This is a genomic window from Agrobacterium larrymoorei, assembly GCF_005145045.1.
Taxonomy (GTDB): Bacteria; Pseudomonadota; Alphaproteobacteria; order Rhizobiales; family Rhizobiaceae; genus Agrobacterium; species Agrobacterium larrymoorei.
Window position 1 is genome coordinate 656,697 of the sequence record NZ_CP039692.1, and the last position, 19,400, is coordinate 676,096.

Here is a 19,400-nt window from a genome sequence, read left to right on the forward strand (position 1 = left end):
GCCTTTAGCGATGAACGATACAAGCAAGAACGAGACTGTGGACACAGGCGCGGCGGCAGAAGAAAAGCCGACGACGACACGCAAGCGAAGCTCTGTCCAGTCACGAAATCCGGAGCGCACCCGTGCCGCAATCCTTGAGGCTGCGCGCCGCGAGGTGGCGGCCAAGGGGCTGGCCGGTGCGCGTATCGACGTGGTGGCCCGTCGCGCCGGCACCAACAAGCGGATGATCTATCACTACTTCGGAGACAAGGACGCGCTCTATCTGGCCGTGCTGGAAGATGCCTATCGCCATATCAGAAACGCGGAACACAGGCTGGACCTTGCCCGCAAACAGCCCGTGGAAGGCCTGCGGGAACTGGCGCTGTTTACTTGGCACTATTTCCTCGATCACCCGGAATTTCTGAGCATTCTGGCGACCGAAAACCTCAATCAAGCCAGATATTTGCGGCAATCTCAATCGATACCGGAAATGCACTCGAACTTCATCTCGGAACTGGAAGGCGTGCTTCGACGCGGCGAAACGACGGGGGATTTTCGTGCGGACCTCGATGCGGTGGATGTCTATCTGACGATCGCGTCGCTTGGATTTTTCTATCTCTCCAACCGCTACACGCTCTCCACCATCTTCCAGCGGGATCTTGCGGCACCGGCTGAACTTGAGCGCTGGGGCCAGCACATCGTCAACACGGTGATTGCTGCACTGCGGCCACTTTAAGCACCCCGTTCCTATTTCATCAACAAGAACAAGCATTCGAGCATTCGCAAGTGCGAAAGCAATCGACGTCGCGCGCCGAAGGCTTTCGCTCGGTACGAGATAAGCGAAAAATTCCCCATGCTTTTCTGGCTCAAAATCTCCTTGACAGAATTGCGATTTCGCGACCACAAATAACCAAACGGTTACAAATGACCGACGGACATGAAGAGCGCCTGCACGGGAGATAGGCGCTATTGGGAGGATTTTTCATGAAACGTATTGGCGTCATCATGCATGGCATCACTGGCCGCATGGGATATAACCAGCACCTCGTGCGCTCCGTTCTGGCCATCCGCGATCAGGGCGGCGTGACGCTGAAAAGCGGTGAAAAGGTCATGCTCGACCCGATTCTGGTCGGCCGCAACGGCGAAAAAATCGAGGCGATTGCGAAGAAGCACAATGTTTCGCGCTGGACGACGGATATCGACGCAGCGCTTGCCAACCCCGAGGACACGCTTTTCTTCGATGCGGGCACAACGCAGATGCGCGGCAGCCTGCTGACCAAAGCGATCAAGGCCGGAAAGAACGTTTATTGCGAAAAGCCGATTGCCGACACGATGGAGGAGGCGATTGCGGTGGCGAAGCTGGCGGAGAGCGCTGGCATCAAGCACGGCGTGGTGCAGGACAAGCTGTTTCTTCCGGGCCTGAGAAAGCTGGCGATGCTGCGCGACAGCGGCTTTTTCGGTAAAATCCTCTCCGTGCGCGGCGAGTTTGGCTATTGGGTTTTCGAGGGAGACTGGCAGCCTGCGCAGCGGCCTTCCTGGAACTACCGGCACAAAGACGGCGGCGGCATTATTCTCGATATGCTGTGCCACTGGCGTTATGTGCTCGACAATCTGTTCGGGGAGGTGAAATCTGTCAGCTGCCTCGGTGCCACGCATATTCCGCAGCGCTTCGATGAGCAGGGCAATGCCTATGTGGCCGATGCCGACGACGCGGCCTATGCCACCTTCGAGCTTGAAGGCGGTGTGATTGCGCATATCAACTCGTCCTGGGCAGTGCGTGTGCGCCGCGACGATCTGGTGACGTTCCAAGTGGATGGTACCCATGGCTCCGCGGTTGCGGGCCTGACGAAATGCTATACCCAGCACCGCACCAACACACCTAAGCCTGTCTGGAACCCGGACCAGCCGCAGACAATCGACTTCTATAAGACTTGGCAGGAAGTGCCGGACAACGTCGTTTACGACAACGGCTTCAAGGCGCAGTGGGAAATGTTCGTGCGCCATCTGGTCGATAACGACCCATGGCCTTACGGCCTGATGGAAGGCGTAAAGGGCGTTCAGTTGGCAGAGCTCGGCATCCAGTCCTGGAAGGAGCGCCGCTGGCTCGACGTTCCAGCCATTGCCTGAGGAGAGCGGAAATGACCGAACTCAAGCTACCCAAAGATGATCGCTCGATTGAACTCTACAAGCTGACGGGAAACCCGATTGCACTTGAAAAGCGGAGCGCGTCCGACTTCAACCGCGTGGCATTTGCCGCAGCGCATGTGGTGGCCGATCCCTTTGCGGATAACGACCCATGGCTGACACCGGCTATCGACTGGGATGGCACACTGCGCTTCCGCCACCGTCTCTGGGATCTGGGGCTTGGCGTTGCCGAGGCGATGGACACTGCCCAGCGCGGCATGGGTCTGGCGTGGCCGCAGGCGCAGGAGTTGATCTCCCGCTCACTGAAAGAGGCCGCGACACGCACGGATGCTCTGATCGCCTGCGGCGTAGGAACGGACCACCTGACCGGCACCGGCTACAGCCTCGACCAGATTGTGGACGCCTACCACGAACAGCTGGATTTCGTGCAGGGAGAAGGCGGCAGGGTGATTTTGATGGCAAGCCGCGCGCTTGCTGCCAGCGCACGCTCCCCCGACGATTATCTGGAAACCTATGCCCGCGTGCTGGCACGCGCCAATGACAAGGTCATTATCCACTGGCTCGGGGAAATGTTCGATCCGGCGCTGGAAGGCTATTGGGGTTCTGGCGACCACATGGCTGCAATGGAGACCTGCCTTGAGATGATCATGGCCAATGCCGGAAAGATCGACGGCATCAAGATTTCGCTGCTTTCCAAGGAAAAGGAAATCGTGATGCGCCGCCGTCTGCCAGTAGGCGTGCGGATGTACACGGGCGACGACTTCAATTATGCGGAACTGATTGCCGGAGACGATGAAGGGCATTCGGATGCGCTGCTCGGCATTTTCGATGCCATAGCGCCTGCCGCCTCCAAGGCGCTTGCCAGCTTGAAGAACGGTGCGGATAACGAGTTTTTCGATATTCTGGAGCCGACGGTGGCGCTCTCCCGCCACATCTTCAAGGCCCCTACCCGCTTTTACAAAACGGGGGTCGTGTTTCTGGCATATCTCAACGGATTGCAGGACCATTTTACCATGATAGGTGGGCAGGAAAGCACGCGCTCCACAATGCATCTTTCTGAACTGTTCCGCCTGGCGGACAAGGCCAATGTGCTGGCAGACCCGGACGATGCTGCACGCAGGATGAAGGAAATACTGGCCGTGCGGGGTGTCCATTGAGATGGCGCACCCTCCCGTTCTGAAAGTAGCGGACGCCGCCATTCATGAGCGGCGGCTTTCCATGCGCATGCCATTCCGCTTCGGTGCGGCAACGGTGACGGAGGCTGCGCAAATCTTTCTCGCCCTCACCGTGGAAGATGTCGATGGGCGGATAGCAACCGGCTATGCGGCGGAACTGATGGTGCCGAAATGGTTCGACAAAAATCCAAGCCTCAGCAATGCGGATAATGAAGAACAGTTGCGCCGCTCCGTTCATATGGCGGTGGACCTTGCTAAAAAAGCAGATGCCGCAACGGCCTTTGCCATTCACGCGCAGCTGGAACCGCAGCAGCATAGCTGCGCGGCGGCGGAAGGGCTGAATGGCCTCATCGCCTCCTTCGGGCTGGCTTTGGTGGATCGGGCAATTCTGGACGGGCTTTGCAGGCTGAACGATATTTCGGTGGCAGATGCCATCCGGCAAAATCTGTCTGCCATCGATAGTTCTACCACGCCGGATCTCGATGGTTTCGATATTCCGGCATTTTTAAGTGGTCTCAGGCCGCGCGACCAAATCCATCTTCGTCATACGGTTGGTTACGTCGATCCGCTGATGCCTGAGGATATTGCCGGGCCACGTAAAAATGATGGCCTGCCCGAATGCCTTCAGGAGGAAATCGACACTTATGGCATCCGCTATTTCAAACTGAAGGTTTCCGGCAGGCCGCAGGAAGATACGGAACGGCTGAAGGCGATTGCTGCGGTGCTTGAACAACTGCCTGAATATCAGGTTACGCTGGACGGCAACGAGCAGTTCGAGAATGAAGCGGCGGTGATCGATCTCATGGATCGCATCGAGAACGAGCCTGCGCTTCAACGCCTTCGAAGCTCGCTATTGTTCGTGGAGCAACCCATTGCGCGTGCCGTGGCGCTCTCACAGCCGGTGACAGACCTTGCAAAACGGGTGGCGCTTGAAATCGATGAATCCGACGGAACGCCGGAGGCCTTTCTCGAAGCCAAACGGCAGGGTTATCTCGGCGTCTCTTCGAAATCATGCAAGGGCTTCTATCGCTCTTTGCTGAACCGGGCGCGGGTGGAGAAGTGGAACGCCGAAACAGGCCGCGGCTATTTCATGTCTGCAGAGGATTTGACGACGCAGGCAGGCATTGCCGTCCAGCAGGATCTGGCCCTGGCGGTTCTGCTCGGGCTCGAGCACATAGAGCGCAACGGACATCATTATGTCGACGGAATGCAGGGTGCTTCGCGGGTGGAAAATGCCGTCTGGCTTGAAGCGCATCGTGACGTCTATCGGGATTCGGCAGGCCGTGCGCGCCTCAAGATAAAGGATGGCACGCTGTGCTTGGCGTCGGTCATCGGAGCAATCGGTCTCGGTGTCGCCGAGGAGGCGGCGCGGGCAACGTTTCAGACATTGAAGCAGGGAGGATGAAGAATGAGCCTTGAAGGTCTCTCGATCAATTTCGCTACCATCAAGCAGGGTGGCTCTTTCGGCGTGATGGTGGATGCCTGCCTGAAGCAGGGCATCACCACCATCTCCCCCTGGCGCGAACATGTGCAGGGCGTGGGTCTTGAAGAGGCGGCGCGCATTGTTTCGGAAAACGGCATCCGCTTAAGCGGCCACTGCCGCGGCGGTTTCTTTCCGGCCATAGATGAAGATGGCAGACGCAAGGCCATAGACGACAATAAGCGTGCCGTGGACGAAGCGGCTGCAATGAATGCCAACTGCCTCGTTCTCGTGGTGGGTGGCCTGCCCAAAGGCTCCAAGGATATTCGCGGTGCGCGGCAGATGGTGGAAGACGGCATGGCCGAGCTTCTGCCTTACGCGAAAGCCGCAGGCGTGCCGCTGGCCATCGAGCCTCTGCATCCCTTTTACGCGGCGGATCGCGCCTGCTTCAATACGCTGAAGCAATCACTCGATCTTTGCGACAGGCTGGGCGAAGGCACCGGTGTTGCAATCGATGTCTACCATGTCTGGTGGGACCCAGAAGTGGAAGAGCAGGTTGCCCGCGCCGGGCGCAACAACCAGATTCTTGCGCACCACATTTGCGACTGGCTGGTGCCGACCACCGACCCGCTGAACGACCGGGGCATGATGGGAGACGGCGTTATCGACCTCAAGGGTTTCCGCAGTATGATCGAAAAGGCCGGATTCTTCGGGCCGCAGGAGGTGGAAATCTTCTCTTATAACTGGAACGCCAAACCGATTGACGAGGTGCTGACGACCGTTGTCGAGCGTTATCGCACCGTCTGCTGATCACGCCACCGCTGGCGCGTGCTTCCTGAGTGCCACATATTCCCAAAGGGCGACCAGAAACAGGATGGACGCGCTGGCGATCTGGAGTGCGTAAAGCGGCACGGCGGGGATCAAAAGAAGTGCTGCAAGAACGGCAATGCCAACGAAGTGCGACACTGGCCGCACATGGGAGGCCGCGACCTTCACGCCGATATTCCCGGCCAGAAAGAGGATCGGTCCGCCGATAATGGCAAGCGTTTCCCGCAGGGTGGAATGCTCATAGCTATGCGAAAGGCTGAAATCCTCTCCGACTGCCGTCAGGATGATGCCCGCGATGATTGGCAGATGGCCGTAATTGAACAGGTTCTGCGCGATGCGTTCCGGTTCCGCCGTCTCCTCTGCCTTTTCGGAAACCTGCTCCTGCCCGTGATGGAAATAAATCCACCACATGAATACGGTGCTGGAAAAGGCGGAGCAGAAGACAACGAAGGTCAGGCTGGAATTCATATATTCCGTCGCCGTCTTGCCCGTCGTCAGGATGGTTTCGCCAAGGCAGATGATGACGAAGAGCGCGCATCGTTCGGCCAGATGTTCGCCTGAAAGAAGAAGCTGCTCGTCCTCATGCGCCTTGAGGCCCGGAACGGCGTAACGCGCCAGCGGGCCGATATATTCGATGGCTATTGCGACCATCCACAAGGCAATACGAAGCATAAGGTCGTCTGTCAGGCCTCCGGAAATCCAGAAGGCGCTGGAGGCCAGCAGCCACACCGTGATGCGGCCAAAGGTCTGGGAATTGCCGTGATCGACACCCTTGAAGACATAGAGCCCGAACAGCGAGCGCGTGAGCTGCATGACGGTGTAGATGGACGCAAAAATAAGCCCCTGATCCGAAAACGCCTTTGGCAATGCAATTGCCAAAAGCACGCCGCCGAACATCAGCGCGAAGAGGAGCATCCGCACCGGACCCTTGTCCGTGTTCAGGAGGTTCGTCAGCCAGGTCGTGTGAACCCAGAGCCACCAGAGCGCAAGGATGAGGATGGCGGCTTCGAGCAGCGCCGTTGCGCCGAAATCCTTCGACAGCGTCTGCGACAGCTGGATCATGGCAAAGACAAAGACGAGATCGAAGAAAAGCTCGGGAAAAGTCGCCTTGGTCGACTCCTCGTCCTCAGACCGAATCCAGCCGCTCTGTGCAGTGTCTGTCATTTGCGTCCCTGAATGAATGCTGGCGCGCAGAACCACAACATTTCATTCCCCGAATGATGGCTCAGCGCAGCAACAACAGTCCATCGGGAAAATTTGTTCCAGACGAGGGCGGTTCTCCACCGGACTTTGGTCGGAAATCGTACATTGCTTGTGGAAACTATTCGGAAACTTGCATAAACACACTCATATACCTAGTTACCGTACGCTTGTGATTGCCGGGGAAGTCATTGGTCAATTTGTCTCCATTCGTGCGCCGCACGCTCGTCATGCTCGCTTTGGGTGTTGCGCTCCTCATCGGAATGGTCGGCGCATCGCTGTGGCTCGTGCAGTCCAATGACCGCTATTCGCAGGAAACAGCTGAGCTGCGCCGGGTGCGCGCTTCCATTCTGGATGTTCTGACGACCATGCAGGATGCTGAAACGGGTCAGCGCGGATACCTGCTGACGCGTCGCGAGGAATATCTTGCGCCCTATCGCGATGCTTTGCAGAACCTTGCCGAAAAACGTGCGCGTCTAGTCGAGCGTATCGGCAACCGGCCCGCCTACATGTCCAGCCTGCCGCGTTTGCAAACGGCGCTGGATGCCAAGCTGGAAGAAATCGGCCGCACCCTCGATCTCGTCAATGCGGGACAGGCGGATGCGGCAATCGACATCGTGCGAGCCGACACCGGCCTCATGTATATGCGCGACATCCGCGAAACGCTCGATTACTACCAAGACATGACGGATGACCGCCTGCGGGTGATCGTATCCGAACAGTTGAGCGCGGCGAGCAATCTGCGCTGGGTGACGATTGGCGGCGCCATCGCTATTATCGCAGTGGTCGGCGGCGCGCTGACGCTGATTGCAAAATATGTCCGCGAACTGATGAGCTCGCGCGAGGAAGTGGCGGCACTGAACCAGGGACTGGAAGAGCGCGTCAATGAGCGCACCCGCGATCTGATCCGCGCCAATCAGGAAATCCAGCGCTTTGCCTATATCGTGACTCACGATCTGCGCGCGCCACTGGTCAACATCATGGGCTTCCTTTCGGAATTCGAAGCTTCGCTGAAACCAATCGAGGCCTATGTGCTGGCCGATGGTGCCAAGCTCTCCGATACGGAAATCAAGGATGCCCGCCTTGCCGTGGAAGAGGATTTGCCGGAGGCAATCGGCTTCATCCGGTCTTCCACCCGCAAGATGGACCAGTTGATCAACGCAATCCTGAAGATTTCCCGCGACGGACGCCGCAAGCTGCAGGCGGAAAAGGTGGACCTGAAGGAGCTTCTGGCCAATGCCGGCGCCAGCGTTCAGCATCAGGTGACCGCCGTCGATGGCGAGATCAATGTCGATGTGCAGCCCTTCACCGTCATCAGTGACCGCATTTCACTCGACCAGATTCTCGGCAACCTCTTCGACAACGCCGTCAAATACCAGATGCCAGGCCGTCCCTTGCAGATTTCGGCCCGAATCCTGCCGCAGGGTCGCGGCATCGTGCGGGTGGATATAAGCGATAATGGTCGCGGCATTGCGGATGACGATCTTGAGCGGATTTTCGAACTGTTCCGCCGCGCGGGCGATCAGGATCAGCCCGGCGAGGGAATTGGCCTTGCTCATGTGCGTTCGCTAATAAGAAATTTAGGTGGAGACATTACGGTCGCCTCGGAACTTGGCAAGGGAAGTACCTTCCAGCTGACTTTGCCGACGGACCTCCGAAAAATCACACGAGGTAACGACATATGAAAACGACAGGCCAGGAAGTCACGATCGTCATGATCGAAGATGACGAAGGGCATGCGCGCCTTATCGAAAAGAATGTGCGCCGCGCAGGCGTCAACAACGACATCGTGCCATTCACCCTTGGCAACAAGGCGCTGGATTACATTCTCGGCCCCAGCCGCGATGGCATGGTGAGCAAGGATCGCTACCTTCTGATCCTGCTGGACCTCAACCTGCCGGATATGTCCGGCATCAAGATCCTTGAACAGATCAAGAGCAACGAGCACACGAAGCGCTTGCCTGTCGTCGTTCTGACCACGACGGACGACGAGTCCGAAATACAAAAATGTTACGATCTCGGCGCAAACGTGTATATCACGAAGCCAGTTGATTACGAGGGATTCGCAACTGCTATCAGAAACCTCGGCCTCTTCTTCTCAGTGATACAGGTTCCATGAAGGCGTGATGGCGTTGCAGGTACTTTATGTCGATGACGACCCTACTCTCGCGAAGCTTGCTACGCGGGTGCTGGGTCGGCACGACGTTCAGGTAGAGCATGCGCCATCTGTTGCCCTTGGTCTGGAAAAGTTCAATGCCGGTCGCTTCGATGCGGTCGTGCTGGACCATTATTTCCAGAACGGCACCGGCCTTCAGTTTCTGAACGCGATAGGCGATCACAGCCGCGAAATTCCCGTTCTTTACGTGACGGGTGCGAGCGAAGCGCAGATCGCCATCGATGCGCTGAAAGCGGGTGCTGCGGATTACGTGATCAAGACGGTTGCCGACGATTTCTTTCCGCTATTGCTGACATCCATCCAGCAGGCCTGCGCGAACTTCCAGCTGCGCAAGGAAAAGGAAGAGACGGAGCGGCTTCTGGTTCAGGCCAAGGAACGGGCCGAGCTGATGGCGAAGGAGATGAACCACCGCATCGCCAACAGTCTCTCGCTTGTTTCCGCGATGATCCGCATGCAGATGAACGCTGCCTCGACGGAAGAGGCGCGCACGGCGCTGATGGAAACGCAGAGCCGCATTTCAGCAATCGCAGGGGTTCACCGCAGCCTTTACACTGCCGACAATATGGGCGTGGTGGACCTCGACCATTATCTCTCGTCCATCATCAACGAACTGGCGAAATCCGTTCCGGACAGCGATAAAATCCGCATCAAGACCGATATGGAAACCATCAAGGCAGCGCCCGATCAGGCGGTGGCGCTTGGTGTTATCGTCACTGAGCTTACGACAAACGCGCTTAAATATGCCTATCCTGGCACGACCGGCGATATTCGCATTGCGCTGAGACGACAGGACGACAAAATTCAGCTGACTGTCGAAGATGATGGCGTCGGCATGCAGGCGGGCGCGAAGCCGAAGGGAACAGGTCTCGGCACCAAGCTGATCTCGGCTATGGCCCAGAGCCTGAAGGCGACCATCGAACAGGGCGCACTCAAGCCACATTCCGGCACGCGGATTTGCGTGGAGTGGGAAGCGCTGTAAGACGCTCCCTCACCTTTTCATCACATCAATAAGCGCCGGGCAGTCCGGCAACCACCGGCGCTGCCGCCGGAGGTGCAAGCGACGTCACGACGATAGGCGTTCCATCCGGTACGCGGTTGTAGAGATCGACGATATCCTGATTCATCAGGCGCACGCAGCCGGATGAAACCGATTTGCCGATGGTCCACCACTCCGGCGAACCGTGAAGACGATAGATCGTGTCCTGACCATCCTTGAAGATATAGAGCGCGCGTGCGCCAAGCGGGTTCATGAGCCCGGGAGCCATGCCGCCATTGGCGGAGCTGTAGGGTTGAAGTTCCGGCTGGCGCGCGATCATCTCATCGGGCGGTGTCCAGCGCGGCCACTGGCGCTTGTACTGAATGACGCCCCTGCCCGACCATTCGAAGCCCTGACGACCGAGACCGACGCCATAACGCATGGCCTGATTATTCTCATAGGTGAGATAGAGGAAGTGGTTCGCGGTATCCACGACGATTGTGCCGGGGCGCTCACCGGTGGGATTGTCCACCATCTGGCGATAGAAGCGGCGGTCGATCTTCTCATAGGGAATGGCGGGTAGCGGGAACTGCTCGTCCGGCTTCGGACCGTAGACTTCCGCATAATAAGGATCGAATTTGGGGCGCACTTCCACTGTTTCACGCGGCGTGGTGGTGCAGCCGCCAAGGGCCGTCAGCGCCAATCCGCCGGTGCCCAGCAGAAAGCTCCGGCGCGTGGTTTCATTCTTAATCAATCCAGATCCTCATCAACTCTTATCGTCCAGCCGAAAACGGGTCGGCAAGCGCCGCATCCGGGCGGCTTATCGGGTATTTCGTGCCGGATACCTTTCCGGCCATGTCTTTCGCGCCGCTGCTTTTCAAAAGTGCACGGAAGCTGGGGTGCATTCCGCCATCGACATAAGCACTGAGCGCGCTTGAAGTTCCTTCCGCCATCGCGACATCAAGCTTTTGTTTTTCCGCCGTGAGGCGGGCTGCCACCGCCGGGTCCGGCTGGCTCATGGCTGGCGGGCAGGCCGCAAGCGGATCCGCCGGCTCTCCGCCGGAAAACTCGGTATTGAAGACGTAACGGCGTCCGCAAACCGAAACCTTTGGCTGACGCTTCGTGATCTCGAAGTAATCGTAGCCATCCTTCAACGTGCGCCAGAAGGCGAAATTCGGATCGTCCTTATGCGCGGCCATGTTCTTTGCCGTCATGCGGAAGGGATAGGCCTGAACCTGAAAGCGATCCTGCCCGCCCTTCAGGGCGCGCTCGACAATCGCATAAATCTCTCCGACCTGCTGGTCGGTCATGGCGTAACAGCCGGAGGAAGAACAGGCGCCATGCACCATCAGCGCCTCGCCCGTATAGCCAAGCGCCGATTCAAGCCGGTTCGGATAGCCGAGATTGAAGGACACGTAATATTGCGAATTGGGGTTCAGCATGCCGGAAGAGACATGGTAGAAGCCCTCCGGTGCCTGACGGTCGCCGCTCTTCGTCTTCGGTCCGAGCTTACCGGACCAGCGGCACATGGGATATGCCTTTAACAGCGCGTAGTTGCCGGTCTTGTCTACCTTCCAGACTTCGAGCTCGCTCTCCTGCTTGAAAATTCTCACCAGAACAGGGCTTTCCGGCTTCATGCCCTTGGAGGACATGGCGGCGATGGCCTTGGAGGAAAGCTTCGGCGGCTCCTTGGAAGCGCTATCGAAACCCATGGACGTACAGGCGGCAAGCGACGCGCACAGCGCGACAATCGCCGCTGCCTTCGATGATGACATCATAATGTTTCGAAGCTTCGTGAATGCGAAACCCGAAAGAAGTGAATTGCTCATGGAACGTCTTTGCCCGTCTCTCTACGCGGTGTCGTAAATAAAGAAGGTGACCGCATAACGGCAATCACCCAACTGGACAAAGAGTCGTGAATTTACGTTACGAGTTCGTTAATCATACGAACACAAGGAAGTGAGTTTTGCGCACGAAGCCTCTGGCCTCATCGCAAAAGCCCCTGCCCGCCATCGATCCAGACCGGTGAACCGGTGATGTGACGAGACTTATCGCTGGCCAGAAACACGATGAGATCAGCCACCTCGTCGGCACGCCCTGCCTTGCCGCCGGTGATCGGGATATCCCCTTCCGGCCACTCCACCGGCACCTCTGTCTCATCCGCATCCCGAATGTGCGTGTTGTCATCGATGGAGGTTTCGATAGCGCCGGGGCACACGGCATTGACGCGAATATTGTGCTGTCCGAGTTCCAGCGCCAATTGCTGGGCCATGGCAAGCTGCCCGGCTTTCGTTACCGAATAGGCCGTGGCGCCCGGTGAGGTGAAGGTTCGCGTGCCATTGATGGAGGACACGATGATGATCGATCCGCCACCGGCATTTTTCATATGAGGCACTGTTTTGTTGATGGTGAGATAGGTGCCGCGCAGATTGACGTTGATGGTCTTATCCCACTCTTCGGTCTTCAAATCATCGATAGGAGCCCAGACCCCGTTTATCCCGGCATTCGCAACCACCGTATCGAGACGACCGAAGGTCTTGATCAGCGTTTCCACGGCCTTCGCCATCTCGTTTTCTTCGGATACGTCTGCGACCAGAGTTATGGCTTTACCGCCCTTATCACGTATCTCTTCGACAAGCTTCTCGATCTCATCCGGCGTGTGGCTGAGCGCACCGACGGCATAGCCTTCAGCCGCGAGCGCCAGCGCGGATGCTCTGCCGATGCCCGAGCCTGCTCCCGTAACCAGCGCGACTTTTTCAGGCTTCATCCGGTCGTCTCCTATTTGAGTGTCTGGGAAATCCATGTCCGTAAACCGCTCAGAAAACGGGTTGTTCCCCGCGCGTCAGCGGGTAAAACTCTCTCGCATGGATCAATCCTTTTTCGCCCGAGATGCCGTGACCGTCGCCGAAGAACTGATCGGCATGGAGTTTCGTTTTCACAATACCGGTGGCATCATTGTCGAGACTGAAGCCTACAGGCCTGACGACCCGGCTTCGCACAGCTTCAATGGGCCGACACAGCGCAATCGCGTAATGTTCGGGCCTCCTGCCCATCTATATGTCTACCGCTCCTACGGCATCCACTGGTGCGCAAATCTGGTCTGCACATCCGGCTCTGCGGTGCTGATCCGCGCGCTGGAGCCCACGACCGGGCTGGATTTGATGAAAGTTAGAAGAGGGACGGATGTACTTCGATCGCTCTGCTCCGGGCCTGGCAAGCTTTGTCAGGCACTGGGTATTACCGGGGAAGCAGACGGGATTTCGCTTTTGGAAGCGCCGATCTTGTTGCGGCGTGCGGCAAGAGAAGCGGCTATAGTGGCGGGGCCGAGGATCGGCATCAGCAAGGCAATGGATTTGCCCTGGCGTTTCGGCCTGAAGGGCTCACCTTTTTTGAGCAAGCCTTTCAAATAACAGATCAGAAAACTTTCGGAGGTTCGTCGTTTTCGTCCGGGTTGGGTTCCGGCACTTCATCAGGGAGCCTATCGGGCTCCGGCTCTTTGACCGGTGGGAATTCCGGGTCTGGCGGAATGGGTGGCTGGTTTGGGGTCGGCTCTGTAGGGATGATACTCATGGGATTTTCGCCTTCCAAGCTTGTGCGGGCAGCCGATCTTCGAGATCGTCGTCCGGTCCACTAGGTTCGCCGGATCGATCCATTCATCTGGATCAGGCTGCCCGCCATCCTAGGCATGTGAAATCAACGCCCTCAGCGCGGAGATGGTTGCCTTCAATCGCTCAAATTCAGGCAAAGCCGAGCGAGCTGCGCGCAACTTCGCGTTGATCACCATAATCACGCGTATGGGAGTCATGGCCATATTCGCGAGCGGCGTTGCGGGTGAGCTGCATTTCGGGAACCTGAAGCAAGGCATCGGCGTAAGTGCCGGTTTCCTCGTCCTGATCAATGATGGCCTGAGTCGTTTTCAAGAAATCGAACATGGCTTCCTCCCATTCGAAATATCTAACGCATCAGATGACGCTACGTTCCCTCCTCATAGCCTCAAACCCGACGTGTCATAACACAATCTTATAACACGTTATTTTTACAAATCGTTATGATGAACAGGAAGATTTGGCCCTTGCGCAAAAGATCAGACGCCGCGGCGGTTTCCCCATAGCAGAACATGCAGCTGGGGCAGCACGCGCGCCTCGAACCACCGCTCGGACGCCACCTTTTCCACCAGCCACAACATGCGGTCCATGATGCCATCGACATCCACCGTCGCGTCGTCATCATCCGGTGGCGGAGGGGTATGGTTGCCGGGTTGGAGATACACCGGAAGCTGTGGGAAGCGTTGTGCCGCTTCCCTGACATAAGCAAAATCCGCGTCATCAAAGACGACAACCTTGAGAGCGATTTTTGGCCGGTCGCCAGCCGCGGCAAGACAGTTTTCGAACGCCTGCCAGTCCGTTTCCATTCCGCTGGAGGGCGGTTTGGGACTGAGAACGAGATAATCCAGATCGGCGAACCAATCCTTCGATACGCTGCCCTGCGTTTCCAGCGCGAAGGTGTAACCCTCCGCATGCCCTCTCTGGATGAGCGGGCCGAGCGGCTGGATTGCGGGGTTGCCGCCTGAAAGCGAAACGGTGATCGGCTTGCCGCCGGAGAGCTCCGTTACCTCCGCCCAGATTTCATCCACGGATGAAGGCTTCCAGTCCTCGCGATAATCGCTATCCACCGCATGGAGCGTATCGCACCAGGAACAGCGATAATCGCAGCCGCCGGTGCGCACGAAAACGGTCGGCAGACCGATCAGCAGGCCCTCGCCCTGGATGGTAGGTCCGAAGATTTCGCTGATGCGGATCGGCGCTTCTTTCGCAGCACTCATGGCTGCACTGCCGGGCGGTATTCGGCCCATGTCTTGGCGGTTTCGCTGACACGGACGGCGCTGGTTTCCGGCAGGCGTTCCTTGCACCAGTCGTAGAAATGCTTGGCCAGACGCTCTGCCGTGACCATGTCATGCCCCAGGACGTCGTTCAGGTGACGATGATCGAAACTATCGTCTATGTAGCGCTTGAGGGGTGCAAGCTCATGGTAATCGCGAACGAAACCATGTTCGTTCAGCTCCTCACCTGCCAGCTCCACTTCGACAATGTAATTATGCCCGTGCAGCCGTGCGCATTGATGATCCGCAGGTAAATCTTTCAGCTGATGCGAAGCGGAAAAGTGAAATTCCTTGGTGATGCGAAACATCAGCGCACCTCCTGCGCCGCATAGGCGCTGGTGGCGGCCACCCAGAAATCCGGGTCTTCATAGTCGGTCGGATCATTGACGCCCGCCAGATGAAATGCTTCCCGGCGTTCAACGCAGGTGCCGCAGCGACCGCAATGGCGAATGCCGCCCTTGTAGCAAGACCATGTTTCACCAAATGGCGTGGAATGCCGCGCGCCATCCGTCACGATAGCGGCCTTGGTGACGGTGACATAGGGCGCGTAGAGCTTGACGTTTGCGTAACCTTCAAGCGCATGCGCCTGCATGGTGTTGAAGGCATCGATGAAGCCAGGGCGGCAGTCGGGGTAGATGAAGTGATCACCGCCATGCACGGCAATCGCCACCGCATCCGCCTGCTGTGCAGCGGCAAGACCGAAGGCGATGGTGAGCATGATGGCATTGCGGTTCGGCACGACGGTCGAACGCATCGTCTCCTCCGCATAATGGCCATCCGGCACGTCAACATCATCGGTCAAGGCCGAGCCAGTGAGATGGGCACCAATGGTGCGGATATCGATGATGTGATGCGGTACGCCGAGACGCGTGGCGCATGCGGCGGCAAAATCCAGTTCCTTCTTATGGCGCTGGCCGTAATCGAAGGAAAGCAGGGCGAGCAGCTCGTGTTCCGCAGCAATTCTGTGCGCAAGCGAAACGGAGTCCAATCCGCCGGAGCAGATGACGATGGTTTTCATAGTTTGGGATCCCTTGTTTTGACCGGGTGGGCTGCGACCGGATTTGGCGCTTCTAAAGCAAAGAGCACCACTTGTGAAGCGATTATGCTTGGCGTGGAGATGCCACGAAATTTCCTTATCCCAGCAACAAGACGAAACAATCGGGACATAGGCGGGCAAAGAGCCTGAATTATTCTCACCTCACGATATTTGAGAGGATGAAGACATGAACGCCAGCGATCTGATGACGATCGGCACCGCCTTGCTGATGGCAATTGCCGGGAGCCTCTATTTCACGCTGATGATCCGCGGGCTTGTCGGAGCACGCGTTCGTGACTAGCACGACGGCCTCTCGCCGCCATTTGATCGTTGTGCTGTTTCTGACGGCACTGGGAATTGCGGTTGCGGTGGTTGGTACCGCCCCGCTTGTTTTCCTGATCTGGATGCTAAGAGGCATGCCGCACTGGTTGAGTTTTTAGGTTTGCAACGGCTGGATCGCCGCCCGATCCCATGCCTGTTGTAATAAAGCCCGGCACGCTGAGCGCGCCGGGCTTTTTACTGACAAAACGATTATCGCAGAAGCGACTGCGCTTCTTCGACACCGAGCGCTGCTGGCTGGGTGCAGGTGGTGGAAAGTTCGATAAAGCGGCCTTCCTCACCCGATTTCAGGATCGCAGTCATGACATCGATACCGTGGAGCGAACGATCCAGCGAGCAACGCGCATCGCGGCCTTCGATCAGGGCCATGGCCATGTCTGCCAGACCCGCCGTGCGATAATTGGCGCGCGGGCCGTTCGGGCTTTCTTGATTGGCGATGCCGAAGGGATGGTTCCAGTCCTCCAGCGGCTGGATATCCTTGTTGCGACCACTGGCTTCGACCACACCGCCGAAGAAGTTCGGGTCCGGCACGTAGAGTGAACCCTCGGTGCCGTAGAGTTCCATATTGGCATGGCGGTGAGACCAGACGTCCCAGCTTGCAGAAAGCGTGATTGTCGCGCCGTTCACGAATTCCAGCAACGCATGGATGTTGGTGGGCGTTTCCACCGGAATGGTCTGACCGTTGAGCGGCTGGCTTGTCACCGTGCGCGTCGGGTTCGCCATCGTCGTCAAGGCACCCACACGCTTTACCGGACCGATGAGGTTGATGAGGTTGGCGATATAATAGGGGCCGAGATCGAGGATCGGGCCGCCGCCCTTCAGGAAGAAGAAGCCGGGATTGGGGTGCCACATCTCCATGCCGGGGCTCATGACGTGGCATGTGCCGGATGTGATGCGACCGACTGCGCCATCATCGATATATTTACGGGCAAGCTGATGCGCGCCACCCAGAAACGTATCCGGCGCGCAGCCGACGGCGAGATTTTTAGCCGTGGCGATACGGCGCAACTCCTCGCCTTCCTCAAGGCTCAAGACCAGAGGCTTTTCCGAATAGACATGCTTTCCGGCCTCGAGAATTGCTTTCGAAACCTCGAAATGCGCTGCCGGAATGGTGAGGTTGACGACGACGTCGATCTCGTCATTTGCCAGCAGTTCCTCGATGGACTGCGCTTTTACACCGAATTCCTCGGCACGCAATTCTGCGGCACTTCGGTTCAGGTCCGCGCAGGCGAGAACTTTCAACCCTTTGAATAAAGGCGAAAGCGCGAAATAGGTGGTTGAAATATTGCCGCATCCAATGATGCCGACGCCAAGTTCCTTGGCCATGATATGTGACTCCGAATGGTCTCTATTAATATGCGTTGAAGGAAGCGATGGAGCGTGTGATCAGCCGGTCCGCATCGTTCGGATTATCGTGCTCGACCACGTAATACTTGACTGCCGTATTCTTGAGCGCCGCAACGAGGCCCTTCCAGTCGACGGTGCCGTGGCCGACATCAGCCCAGCCATCCTCATCCTTGTTCTCGCCCGCAGGCGCGATGTCCTTGACATGGACGGCGGTGATGCGCTTGCCATAGCTTTCGATCCAGGCGAGAGGATCGGCATTGCCGCGGATGATCCAGGCAATATCGGCTTCCCATTCCAGATCGGGACCGCCTGCGAGGATCTGCTCCTGCGGAGTGGAGCCGTCATCCAGCGTGGCGAATTCGAAATCGTGATTGTGCCAGCCGAAGGAAATTCCGGCATCGCGATAAGGCTTTCCTGCTTCCTGAAGCCGCTTGCCGAATGCGAACCAGCCAGCAGCATCGCCGGGGCGCTGATCCGGCAGAAGATAGGGGCAATAGATCGCCTGAATGCCAAGTGTTTTGGCGATCCGCAGCGCCTGCTCCTTATCGTTTTCCAGCATGTCGAGACCGAAATGGCCTGTCGGCATGGTAAGGCCGTTGGCATCGAGATCGGCGCGCAGTCCTTTCAAGGCTGCCTCATCCATGGTGCCGTAAATGCCGCCGAAGCCTTCCACATGGGCGTAGCCCGCTGCGGCCAGCTTCTTCAGAACATCGGAAAGCGGCGGAAAATTGCGCGCGCTGTAAAGTTGAAAGCCAAGTTTCGTCATATGTCTCTCCTGACATTGGGACTATCTGGTGGGAGTGGAAAGGTCAGATGCGGTCTTCCGTTTCCGCATCGAAAAGGGATGCCATGGTCATATCGAAAGCGAGCTTGACCTTGGTGCCGGGCGCAAACCGACGGTGGCCACCGACACGAACGGACAGCGTATGTCCGGCATGTTTCAGCCAGATCAGATTGTCCGCGCCCATGGGCTCTTCGATATCAACCACAGCCTCGTGCACTTCACCGCCGGTAATATCCGCATCGACGCGAACATGCTCCGGGCGAACGCCGAGAACGGCGCGTTTGCCGGGCGTGAGCGGTGATGAGGACTCGTAACCATCCAGCGTGAAGCTGACGCCATTGGTGACGAAAACCGTCTTGCCATCCTTCTGCGCAAGTTCGCCGCGCAGGAAATTCATGGATGGCGAGCCGATGAAGCCGGCGACGAAAAGGTTTCGTGGCTTGTTGTAAATCGAGACCGGATCGTCCAGCTGCTGGATCACACCGCTTTTCATGATGGCGATACGATCCGCCAGCGTCAGCGCTTCGATCTGGTCATGTGTAACGTAAATCATCGTGTTCTTCAGCGACTGGTGCAGACGCTTGATTTCCACGCGCAGTTCAGACCGCAGCTTGGCATCGAGGTTGGACAGCGGTTCATCGAAGAGGAACACGTCCACATCGCGCACCAGTGCACGCCCGATGGCGACGCGCTGGCGCTGACCACCGGAAAGCTCCGCTGGCTTGCGCTTCAGAAGCGGCTCGATCTGCAGGATGCCAGCCGCGCGTTTGACGCGGCGGTCGATCTCGTCCTTCGGAATTTTCGCCACCTGAAGGCCGAAGGACAGGTTCTTTTCGACCGTCATCTGCGGATAGAGCGCATAGGACTGGAACACCATGCCGATGCCGCGATCCTTGGGCTCTTCCCAGGTCACGTTACGGTCCTTGATGAAAATCTGCCCGTCCGTGGGTTCCAGCAGGCCTGCGATACAATTGAGGAGCGTGGATTTACCGCAACCGGAAGAACCGAGAAGAACCAGAAACTCGCCGTCGTAAATATCGAGATTGAGGTTGGACAGCACGTTGACCGCGCCGAATGACAGAGACAAATCGCGAATGGAAACGCTTTTATTCATGG

22 protein-coding genes are annotated in these 19,400 nt (G+C 57.6%); 10 read left to right on the forward strand and 12 right to left on the reverse strand.

Features of this window, described 5'->3' with window-relative positions; all coding sequences use genetic code 11:
* Nucleotides 1-10: 10 nt before the first annotated feature.
* The 5 genes from CFBP5473_RS17335 to CFBP5473_RS17355 all read left to right on the forward strand — a co-directional run bounded on the left by CFBP5473_RS17335 (nucleotide 11) and on the right by CFBP5473_RS17355 (nucleotide 5,529).
* Nucleotides 11-715, forward strand: a complete 705-nt coding sequence (locus tag CFBP5473_RS17335) for a TetR/AcrR family transcriptional regulator (RefSeq protein ID WP_027675014.1) — start codon at nucleotides 11-13, stop codon at nucleotides 713-715.
* A 248-nt stretch (nucleotides 716-963) separates the two neighbouring features.
* Nucleotides 964-2,106, forward strand: coding sequence for a Gfo/Idh/MocA family protein (locus tag CFBP5473_RS17340; RefSeq protein WP_027675013.1), 1,143 nt, complete (start codon nucleotides 964-966; stop codon nucleotides 2,104-2,106).
* 11 nt (nucleotides 2,107-2,117) lie between these two features.
* Complete coding sequence (locus CFBP5473_RS17345; protein ID WP_027675012.1) at nucleotides 2,118-3,281, forward strand: dihydrodipicolinate synthase family protein; 1,164 nt, start codon at nucleotides 2,118-2,120, stop codon at nucleotides 3,279-3,281.
* 1 nt (nucleotide 3,282) lies between these two features.
* Nucleotides 3,283-4,704, forward strand: a complete 1,422-nt coding sequence (locus tag CFBP5473_RS17350; RefSeq protein WP_027675011.1) for an enolase C-terminal domain-like protein — start codon at nucleotides 3,283-3,285, stop codon at nucleotides 4,702-4,704.
* Between the two features lie 3 nt (nucleotides 4,705-4,707).
* Complete coding sequence (locus CFBP5473_RS17355) at nucleotides 4,708-5,529, forward strand: sugar phosphate isomerase/epimerase family protein (RefSeq protein WP_027675010.1); 822 nt, start codon at nucleotides 4,708-4,710, stop codon at nucleotides 5,527-5,529.
* Here the strand turns inward: CFBP5473_RS17355 and CFBP5473_RS17360 are convergent, their stop codons facing one another.
* Nucleotides 5,530-6,711, reverse strand: a complete 1,182-nt coding sequence (locus CFBP5473_RS17360) for a low temperature requirement protein A (RefSeq protein WP_027675009.1) — start codon at nucleotides 6,709-6,711, stop codon at nucleotides 5,530-5,532. It lies immediately after the preceding gene.
* A 266-nt stretch (nucleotides 6,712-6,977) separates the two neighbouring features.
* Between CFBP5473_RS17360 and CFBP5473_RS17365 the strand changes: the two genes are divergently transcribed.
* From CFBP5473_RS17365 to CFBP5473_RS17375, 3 genes are read left to right on the forward strand one after another with little or no spacing between them, the layout of a single operon-like run.
* On the forward strand, nucleotides 6,978-8,432 hold the full coding sequence (locus tag CFBP5473_RS17365) for a sensor histidine kinase (RefSeq protein WP_027675008.1): 1,455 nt from the start codon (nucleotides 6,978-6,980) through the stop codon (nucleotides 8,430-8,432).
* On the forward strand, nucleotides 8,429-8,866 hold the full coding sequence (locus CFBP5473_RS17370; protein WP_027675007.1) for a response regulator: 438 nt from the start codon (nucleotides 8,429-8,431) through the stop codon (nucleotides 8,864-8,866). Before CFBP5473_RS17365 ends, CFBP5473_RS17370 begins: the two co-directional genes overlap by 4 nt.
* A 7-nt stretch (nucleotides 8,867-8,873) precedes the next feature.
* Nucleotides 8,874-9,902 (forward strand): histidine kinase dimerization/phosphoacceptor domain -containing protein, encoded by a 1,029-nt coding sequence (locus CFBP5473_RS17375; protein WP_106389373.1) that lies wholly within the window; start codon nucleotides 8,874-8,876, stop codon nucleotides 9,900-9,902.
* A gap of 25 nt (nucleotides 9,903-9,927) precedes the next feature.
* Here the strand turns inward: CFBP5473_RS17375 and CFBP5473_RS17380 are convergent, their stop codons facing one another.
* The 3 genes from CFBP5473_RS17380 to CFBP5473_RS17390 all read right to left on the reverse strand — a co-directional run bounded on the left by CFBP5473_RS17380 (nucleotide 9,928) and on the right by CFBP5473_RS17390 (nucleotide 12,666).
* The gene (locus CFBP5473_RS17380) at nucleotides 9,928-10,650 is read right to left on the reverse strand and encodes a L,D-transpeptidase (protein ID WP_413228985.1); all 723 of its coding nucleotides are present in this window, start codon (nucleotides 10,648-10,650) and stop codon (nucleotides 9,928-9,930) included.
* 22 nt (nucleotides 10,651-10,672) lie between these two features.
* A complete protein-coding gene (locus CFBP5473_RS17385) occupies nucleotides 10,673-11,677 on the reverse strand; it encodes a L,D-transpeptidase family protein (RefSeq protein WP_234881879.1) in 1,005 nt (334 codons plus the stop codon).
* 209 nt (nucleotides 11,678-11,886) lie between these two features.
* Nucleotides 11,887-12,666, reverse strand: coding sequence for an SDR family oxidoreductase (locus tag CFBP5473_RS17390; RefSeq protein WP_027675003.1), 780 nt, complete (start codon nucleotides 12,664-12,666; stop codon nucleotides 11,887-11,889).
* A 97-nt stretch (nucleotides 12,667-12,763) separates the two neighbouring features.
* Here CFBP5473_RS17390 and CFBP5473_RS17395 point away from each other — a divergent pair, with 97 nt between their 5' ends.
* On the forward strand, nucleotides 12,764-13,309 hold the full coding sequence (locus CFBP5473_RS17395) for a DNA-3-methyladenine glycosylase (protein WP_027675002.1): 546 nt from the start codon (nucleotides 12,764-12,766) through the stop codon (nucleotides 13,307-13,309).
* Nucleotides 13,310-13,313: 4 nt separating this feature from the next.
* Here CFBP5473_RS17395 and CFBP5473_RS25100 read toward each other — a convergent pair whose 3' ends face one another.
* The 5 genes from CFBP5473_RS25100 to queC form a co-directional block, all read right to left on the reverse strand.
* Nucleotides 13,314-13,469, reverse strand: coding sequence for a hypothetical protein (locus CFBP5473_RS25100; protein ID WP_169696897.1), 156 nt, complete (start codon nucleotides 13,467-13,469; stop codon nucleotides 13,314-13,316).
* Nucleotides 13,470-13,636: 167 nt separating this feature from the next.
* The gene (locus CFBP5473_RS17400) at nucleotides 13,637-13,831 is read right to left on the reverse strand and encodes a hypothetical protein (RefSeq protein ID WP_027675001.1); all 195 of its coding nucleotides are present in this window, start codon (nucleotides 13,829-13,831) and stop codon (nucleotides 13,637-13,639) included.
* Nucleotides 13,832-13,983: 152 nt separating this feature from the next.
* Nucleotides 13,984-14,721, reverse strand: a complete 738-nt coding sequence (queE, locus tag CFBP5473_RS17405; protein ID WP_027675000.1) for a 7-carboxy-7-deazaguanine synthase QueE — start codon at nucleotides 14,719-14,721, stop codon at nucleotides 13,984-13,986.
* On the reverse strand, nucleotides 14,718-15,086 hold the full coding sequence (gene queD, locus CFBP5473_RS17410) for a 6-carboxytetrahydropterin synthase QueD (protein WP_027674999.1): 369 nt from the start codon (nucleotides 15,084-15,086) through the stop codon (nucleotides 14,718-14,720). The genes queE and queD overlap by 4 nt, the downstream gene beginning before the upstream one ends.
* On the reverse strand, nucleotides 15,086-15,796 hold the full coding sequence (gene queC / locus CFBP5473_RS17415) for a 7-cyano-7-deazaguanine synthase QueC (RefSeq protein ID WP_027674998.1): 711 nt from the start codon (nucleotides 15,794-15,796) through the stop codon (nucleotides 15,086-15,088). The genes queD and queC overlap by 1 nt, the downstream gene beginning before the upstream one ends.
* A 311-nt stretch (nucleotides 15,797-16,107) precedes the next feature.
* Between queC and CFBP5473_RS25105 the strand changes: the two genes are divergently transcribed.
* Nucleotides 16,108-16,254, forward strand: coding sequence for a hypothetical protein (locus tag CFBP5473_RS25105; RefSeq protein ID WP_169696898.1), 147 nt, complete (start codon nucleotides 16,108-16,110; stop codon nucleotides 16,252-16,254).
* A gap of 91 nt (nucleotides 16,255-16,345) precedes the next feature.
* On the opposite strand, the gene CFBP5473_RS17420 is transcribed toward CFBP5473_RS25105, so the two are convergent.
* Genes CFBP5473_RS17420 through CFBP5473_RS17430 form a run of 3 tightly spaced genes read right to left on the reverse strand, consistent with a single transcriptional unit; the run spans nucleotide 16,346 to nucleotide 19,398 of the window.
* Nucleotides 16,346-17,479: a Gfo/Idh/MocA family protein gene (locus CFBP5473_RS17420; protein WP_027674997.1), complete on the reverse strand. Its 1,134-nt coding sequence runs from the start codon at nucleotides 17,477-17,479 to the stop codon at nucleotides 16,346-16,348.
* Nucleotides 17,480-17,504: 25 nt separating this feature from the next.
* A complete protein-coding gene (locus tag CFBP5473_RS17425; protein WP_027674996.1) occupies nucleotides 17,505-18,266 on the reverse strand; it encodes a sugar phosphate isomerase/epimerase family protein in 762 nt (253 codons plus the stop codon).
* A 43-nt stretch (nucleotides 18,267-18,309) separates the two neighbouring features.
* Nucleotides 18,310-19,398 carry an ABC transporter ATP-binding protein gene (locus CFBP5473_RS17430; RefSeq protein ID WP_027674995.1) on the reverse strand — a complete coding sequence of 363 codons (1,089 nt, stop codon included), beginning with the start codon at nucleotides 19,396-19,398 and terminating at the stop codon, nucleotides 18,310-18,312.
* Nucleotides 19,399-19,400 lie beyond the last annotated feature (2 nt).